The 5159-nt window shown below is 78.4% G+C and carries 9 protein-coding genes; 2 read left to right on the forward strand and 7 right to left on the reverse strand.

The annotated features are described in order from the left end of the window. Positions 1–146: IS481 family transposase (locus VGB14_02075; GenBank protein HEX9991694.1), on the forward strand; the 146-nt coding region annotated here is incomplete at its 5' end. A gap of 17 nt (positions 147–163) precedes the next feature. Here VGB14_02075 and VGB14_02080 read toward each other — a convergent pair. The 5 genes from VGB14_02080 to VGB14_02100 are packed head-to-tail and all read right to left on the reverse strand — an operon-like array spanning position 164 to position 3585. Continuing rightward, on the reverse strand, positions 164–1045 hold the full coding sequence (locus VGB14_02080) for a diacylglycerol kinase family protein (protein HEX9991695.1): 882 nt from the start codon (positions 1043–1045) through the stop codon (positions 164–166). Then, positions 1042–1968, reverse strand: a complete 927-nt coding sequence (locus VGB14_02085; GenBank protein HEX9991696.1) for a Ppx/GppA phosphatase family protein — start codon at positions 1966–1968, stop codon at positions 1042–1044. The genes VGB14_02080 and VGB14_02085 overlap by 4 nt, the downstream gene beginning before the upstream one ends. After that, positions 1965–2402, reverse strand: a complete 438-nt coding sequence (locus VGB14_02090; GenBank protein ID HEX9991697.1) for a DUF501 domain-containing protein — start codon at positions 2400–2402, stop codon at positions 1965–1967. Before VGB14_02090 ends, VGB14_02085 begins: the two co-directional genes overlap by 4 nt. Then, on the reverse strand, positions 2399–3010 hold the full coding sequence (locus VGB14_02095; protein ID HEX9991698.1) for a hypothetical protein: 612 nt from the start codon (positions 3008–3010) through the stop codon (positions 2399–2401). Before VGB14_02095 ends, VGB14_02090 begins: the two co-directional genes overlap by 4 nt. Before the next feature lie 32 nt (positions 3011–3042). Beyond that, positions 3043–3585 carry a DUF1707 domain-containing protein gene (locus VGB14_02100; GenBank protein HEX9991699.1) on the reverse strand — a complete coding sequence of 181 codons (543 nt, stop codon included), beginning with the start codon at positions 3583–3585 and terminating at the stop codon, positions 3043–3045. 23 nt (positions 3586–3608) lie between these two features. Between VGB14_02100 and VGB14_02105 the strand changes: the two genes are divergently transcribed. Continuing rightward, positions 3609–4355 carry an SDR family oxidoreductase gene (locus tag VGB14_02105; protein ID HEX9991700.1) on the forward strand — a complete coding sequence of 249 codons (747 nt, stop codon included), beginning with the start codon at positions 3609–3611 and terminating at the stop codon, positions 4353–4355. Between the two features lie 22 nt (positions 4356–4377). Here VGB14_02105 and VGB14_02110 read toward each other — a convergent pair whose 3' ends face one another. Both VGB14_02110 and VGB14_02115 read right to left on the reverse strand, forming a co-directional pair. Continuing rightward, positions 4378–4818 carry a MarR family transcriptional regulator gene (locus VGB14_02110; protein HEX9991701.1) on the reverse strand — a complete coding sequence of 147 codons (441 nt, stop codon included), beginning with the start codon at positions 4816–4818 and terminating at the stop codon, positions 4378–4380. Position 4819: 1 nt separating this feature from the next. Beyond that, a partial coding sequence (locus VGB14_02115) for a hypothetical protein (protein HEX9991702.1) occupies positions 4820–5159 on the reverse strand: 340 nt, incomplete at its 5' end.

Here is a 5159-nt window from a genome sequence, read left to right on the forward strand (position 1 = left end):
CCTACGTCCGCCCTTACCGCTCAGAAGCCGAACGCACCGCCGCACTCGACACCTGGCTCCACACCTACAACCATCACCGCCACCACACCGCCATCGGCGGCCCGCCCATCACCCGCGTCAACAACCTCCCGGCTCACTACATCTAGCCGGGCTCAGGCCGGGCTCAGGCCGGGGCGATCACCGTCCAGGCGCCGGGCTCGACGCGGTACGTGCGGGAGGCGACGGGGTCGGACACCTCGCCGTCGGCGTTGTGGGGGACGGGGTCGCCGCTGATGCGCACCTCCCGCCCGGTGGCGGTCAGCACGTCGTCCCGGTCCACGTGCTCGCCGGACCGCAGGGCGGCGCCGAAGGCCACCCGGGCGGCCGAGCCGACGGCGGTCGACACCACCACGTCGAGCAGGCCGTCGCCGGGGTCGGCCGACGGGAACAGCGGCGTCCCTCCCCCGATCGTGCGGCCGTTGCCGACCCCGGCCAGCAGCACGGCGTCGCCGGCCACGACCGCCCGGCCGTCCACCTCGACGGTCAGCTCCCACCCCCGCTCCCGCACGCCGGCCACCAGGGCGCCGACCGGGTAGGCGAGCTGGCCGAGGCGGTCCTTCAGCGCCGCGCCGGTCTCGGCCGCGACGGCGCCGAGCCCGGCGTGCGCGGCGTTGACGACGACGGCGCCGTCGTCCACCAGCACCAGGTCGAGCCGCCGCTCGGTGCCCCCGTCGACCACCCGCGCCGCCTCGGCCGGGTCGAGGGGCAGGCCCAGGGTGCGGGCCAGGTCGTTGCCGGTGCCGAGGGGGACGATGCCGAGCGGCGTCGCCGCCAGCTCGCCCCGGCGCCACAGCGCGGCCACGGCGGCGTGGACGCTGCCGTCGCCGCCCGCGACCACCAGGCGGCGGCCGTCCAGGCGGGCGAGGTGGTCGTCGATCTCCTCCGGCGTGCTCGTCGCCACCTGCTCGACCGAGCCGAGCGTGCGGAGCACGTCGCAGCACGCCGCCACCGACTCCTGCTCGGTCGACCCGGCGTTGGCGTTGGCCAGGACCAGCCAGGCGCTCATCGGGGCACCTGGCTCAGCACCAGCCCGTCCAGGATGTCCGCCTCCGACACGAGCAGCTCGTCGAACCCGAAGAAGCGGAAGACGGCGACGAGGATGCAGCACCCGGCGACGATCACGTCCGCCCGAGCCTCCTCGAGCCCGGGGTTGTGCACCCGGTCGGCCCTCGGCTCGGTGGCCAGGGTGCGGAACACGTCCTCGGCGGCCGCCCTCGTCAGCGTGAAGTGGTGGATCACGTCCCGGTCGTACTCGGGGAGGCCGATCTCGACGGCGGCCACGGTCGTCACCGTGCCGGCCAGGCCGACCAGCCGGTTCGCCTCCCTCGTCGCCGGCACGTCCCTGGCCACGTCCTCGAGCCACGCCTCGGTGACCGAGATGGCCGCGCTCAGCTCCTCGGGCCGGGGCGGGTCGCCGTGGACGTACTGCTCGGTGAGGCGGACGCAGCCGACGTCGATCGAGACCACGCCCTCGCACTCGGTGGTGCCGACGGCGAGCTCGGTGGAGCCGCCGCCGATGTCGACCACGAGGAACGGGCCGTCGGCCGGGTCGAGGCCGGCGGTGGCGCCGACGAAGGACAGGCGGCCCTCCTCGTCGCCGGTCAGCAGCTCGGGCCGGGCGCCGACGGCCTCCTCGGCGGCGTCGAAGAACACGTCCCGGTTGGCGGCGTCGCGGGCGGCGGAGGTCGCCGTCATCCGCACCGACCGGACGGCGTGGCGGTCCATGACCTCCCGGTACTCCCGCAGGACGGCGACGGTGCGGTCGACGGCCTCGGGGGCCAGCCGGCCGGTGGCGGCGACGCCCTGGCCGAGGCGGGTGATGCGCATGAGCCGCTCGACGGGCTCGACCTCCCCGCCCGAGGTGACCCGGCCGACGAGGAGACGGGTGGAGTTGGTGCCGCAGTCGATGGCGGCGACGAGGTCGCTCACCGCTCCCCCAGCCGCTCGGCCACCCAGGCGCCGACCGGGTCGTCGCCGCCGGCCAGCCACCAGGCGTAGTGGGCGTGCAGGCACTTGACCCCCCTGGCCGTGCCGCCCACGCCGCCCGACGGGCGGGGGCCGGCGTGGCCGGCGGGCAGGGCGGCGTCGCGCTCGGCGGCGTAGCGGGCGTGCGCGGCGGCGACGGCCTCGGGGTCGACGGCCGCCTCGGCCGCCTTCACCCCGCCGGCCGACTCCAGCCGGCTGACGGCGAGGGCGGTCGGGCCGAGGAGCCAGTAGCGGGTGGGCATGGGCGTCCCGTCGTCGAGGAGGGGGGCGTTGCGGATGACGACCGGCCGGCCGCCCGCGTCGCGGACGACGACGTCGAAGTCGCCCTGCGGCGCCCGGCCCAGCAGCTCGGCGACGGCCGCCCGATCGGCGGTCACCGCCGCGAGCGCCACCGCCACCAGGCGAGGAGCACGAGGGCGGTGCCGACGGCGGCGGCGATCCTCCGGGTGGGCGCCGGCGCCGAGGCGACGAGGTCGACGGGGCGGGGCGCGTGCTGGTCGGACGGGGTGGCGGACGCGTCGCGGAGGCCCCCGCCGGTCGCGGTCGCGTCGGCGGTGGTGTCCGCCGTCTCGGGGGCCGGCGCCGCCGCGGCGGCCTCGCCGTCGGGCGAGGCGTCGGCCGGCGACGGCTCGACGGGCTCGGGCACGGGCGCCGACACGGGCTCGGCCGCGTCAGGGGCGGGGGCGGTGGGCTCCGGGGCGGGCGTGGCGATCACGTCGCCGGCGTCTGGCGTGGCGGCGGCCGGCTCGGGGGCGGGCGCCGACACGGGCTCGGCGACCACGTCGGCCGCGTCGGGGGCGGTGCCGGCCGGGTCCGGGGCGGGCGCGGCGATCACGTCGCCCGCATCCGGGCTCGTGGCGGCCGGCTCGGGGGCGGGCGCCGGCACGCGCTCGGCGACGACGTCCGGGGCGTCCGCCGCCGTCGCCTCGACCTCGCCCGGGGTCCCGCGCTCGTCCGCCGGGTCGGTGGGCTCGGTGCCGCTCATGGACGCCGACGGTACCCCCGCTCCGGCGGCCGTCAACCCGGCCGGGGGTGGGGCGTCCGCACCGTCACCCCGCCGAGCACGGCGACGGCCCGCACCTCGACCACCGGGCCGCCGGCCGCGGGGGCCGACGGCCGCACCCGCCACGTCCTCGCCCCGAGCACGGCGACGCCGCCGAGCTCGACGGCGACCCCCTCGGGCACCACGACCTCGACCCCGCCGAGCACGGCGACGACCCGGAGGCGGAGGTCGGGCCCGTCGAGGACGGCGTCGACGAGGTCGACCTCGGCGCCGCCGGCCACGGCCACCACCCGCACGTCCCTCGCCGGCCGCCACCGCCCGCGCAGCCGGGCCATGCCGGCCACGGCGACGACCCGTCGGCGCACCGGCCGGGTCGACGGCGCCGGCAGGTCGGCGACCACGGCGGCGAGGTCGGTGCCCGTCCGCGCCGCCCACGCGTCGCCGACGCGGTCGGCGAACTCGTCGAGGGAGAGCCGGCCGTCGGCGCACGCCGTGCGGAGGCGGGCGACGGTCGCGTCCCGGTCGGCGTCGGCGACCAGCGGCGCGGGGTCCGCCATGGGGCCAGGTTACGGTGCCGGCCATGGATCTCGGGATCGCAGGGCGCCGGGCGGCGGTCGCTGCGTCGTCGGCCGGCCTCGGGCTCGCGGCGGCGCGGGCGCTGGCGGCCGAGGGCGTGCGGGTGGCGCTGTGCAGCCGCGACCGGGCGAGGGTCGAGGAGGCGGCGGCGAGCGTCGGCGCCGACGCGGTGGCGATCGTCGCCGACGTCAGCCGGCCGGAAGGGGCGGTCTCGTTCGTGGAGCAGGCCGTCGACGCCCTCGACGGGGTCGACATCCTCGTCACCAACGCGGGCGGACCGCCGCCCGGCGGGTTCTCGGGCACGCCGTTCGAGCGCTACCAGCCGGCCCTCGAGCTCAACCTCCTGTCGGTCGTCGCCATGTGCTCGGCCGCCGTGCCGTCCATGCGGGCCCGCCGGTGGGGCCGGGTGGTGGCGATCACGTCGATCGCCGTGCGCCAGCCGATGCCCGACCTCATCCTCTCGAACACGGCCAGGGCCGGCGCCACCGGCTTCCTGAAGACGCTGTCCCGGGAGGTGGCGGGCGACGGGGTGACGGTGAACTCGGTGCAGCCAGGCCTCCACGCCACCGACCGGTTGACCCAGCTGCACGGCGGCGACCTGGAGGGCGTGGCCCGGTCGATCCCGGCCGGCTCCGTCGGCGACCCGGCCGACTTCGGCGCCGTCGTCGCCTTCCTCTGCTCCGAGCAGGCCCGGTTCCTCACCGGCGCAGCCGTCCCCGTCGACGGCGGCGCCTACGCCGGTCTGCTCTAGCCGACGCTCGCGGGTCGCCGGGTCAGACGATCGTCCCGGCCTTGCGGAGCAGGCGCTGGAGGGTGTCCCGCTCGGTGGTGGACAGCCCGTCCATCACGTCGGCCTCGGCCCGGCGCACGTCGGGGAGGGCCTTGGCGAGGAGGTCCCGCCCGGCCGGGGTGAGCTCGATCAGCAGCATGCGCCGGTCGGCGGGGTGGGGCGAGCGGCGGATCAGGTCGTGGCGCTCCAGCGAGTCGAGCACGCCGGTCACCGTCCCCCGCGTGACGAGCCGCCGCTCGCCGATCTCGTGCGGGCAGAGGGCCCGGTCCGAGCCCTCGAGGATCATGAGGACGTTGAAGCTGGCCTCGGTGAGCCCGTGGGGCCGGAGGGCGCCGGCCAGGCGGGCATTGACGACGCTGCCCGTCCGCAGCAGCTCGACGACGCACCCGGTCGCCGACTCGTCGTACCCCTCCGGCTCGTGCACGTCAGCGGCGACGCCGCCGGAGGCGCAGCACGACGAGGACGGCGAGCACGACGGCGACGAGCGGCGCGAGGCGCCGGCCCACGGGGGCGCCGGCCACGTCGAGCAGGTCGACCGGCTCGGCCTCGGGATGGTCGATCCGCCGGGCCTGCGGCGTGCTGGCGGCCGGCTCGGCGGGGGCGGCCGCGGTGCCGGCCGCGGGCGGGCCGGCGTCGACCGGGCCGGTGTCGCTGGCCGCCAGGGACCGCCCGGCGGACGCCGCGGCGGCCGGCTCGGGTGCGGCGCCTGCGCCGGTGCCGGTTGGTGCGGCGGAGGGCCCGGCCGCCGCGTCGGCGGGCGCGCCC

Source organism: Acidimicrobiales bacterium (assembly GCA_036399815.1).
Taxonomy (GTDB): domain Bacteria; phylum Actinomycetota; class Acidimicrobiia; order Acidimicrobiales; family DASWMK01; genus DASWMK01.

Bases quoted from the DNA above. Each gene is read 5' to 3' on its own strand.
- VGB14_02105 (HEX9991700.1), top strand. From the start codon at position 3,609: ATGGATCTCGGGATCGCAGGGCGCCGGGCGGCGGTCGCTGCGTCGTCG.
- VGB14_02095 (HEX9991698.1), bottom strand. From the start codon at position 3,010: ATGAGCGGCACCGAGCCCACCGACCCGGCGGACGAGCGCGGGACCCCG.
- VGB14_02100 (HEX9991699.1), bottom strand. From the start codon at position 3,585: ATGGCGGACCCCGCGCCGCTGGTCGCCGACGCCGACCGGGACGCGACC.
- VGB14_02080 (HEX9991695.1), bottom strand. From the start codon at position 1,045: ATGAGCGCCTGGCTGGTCCTGGCCAACGCCAACGCCGGGTCGACCGAG.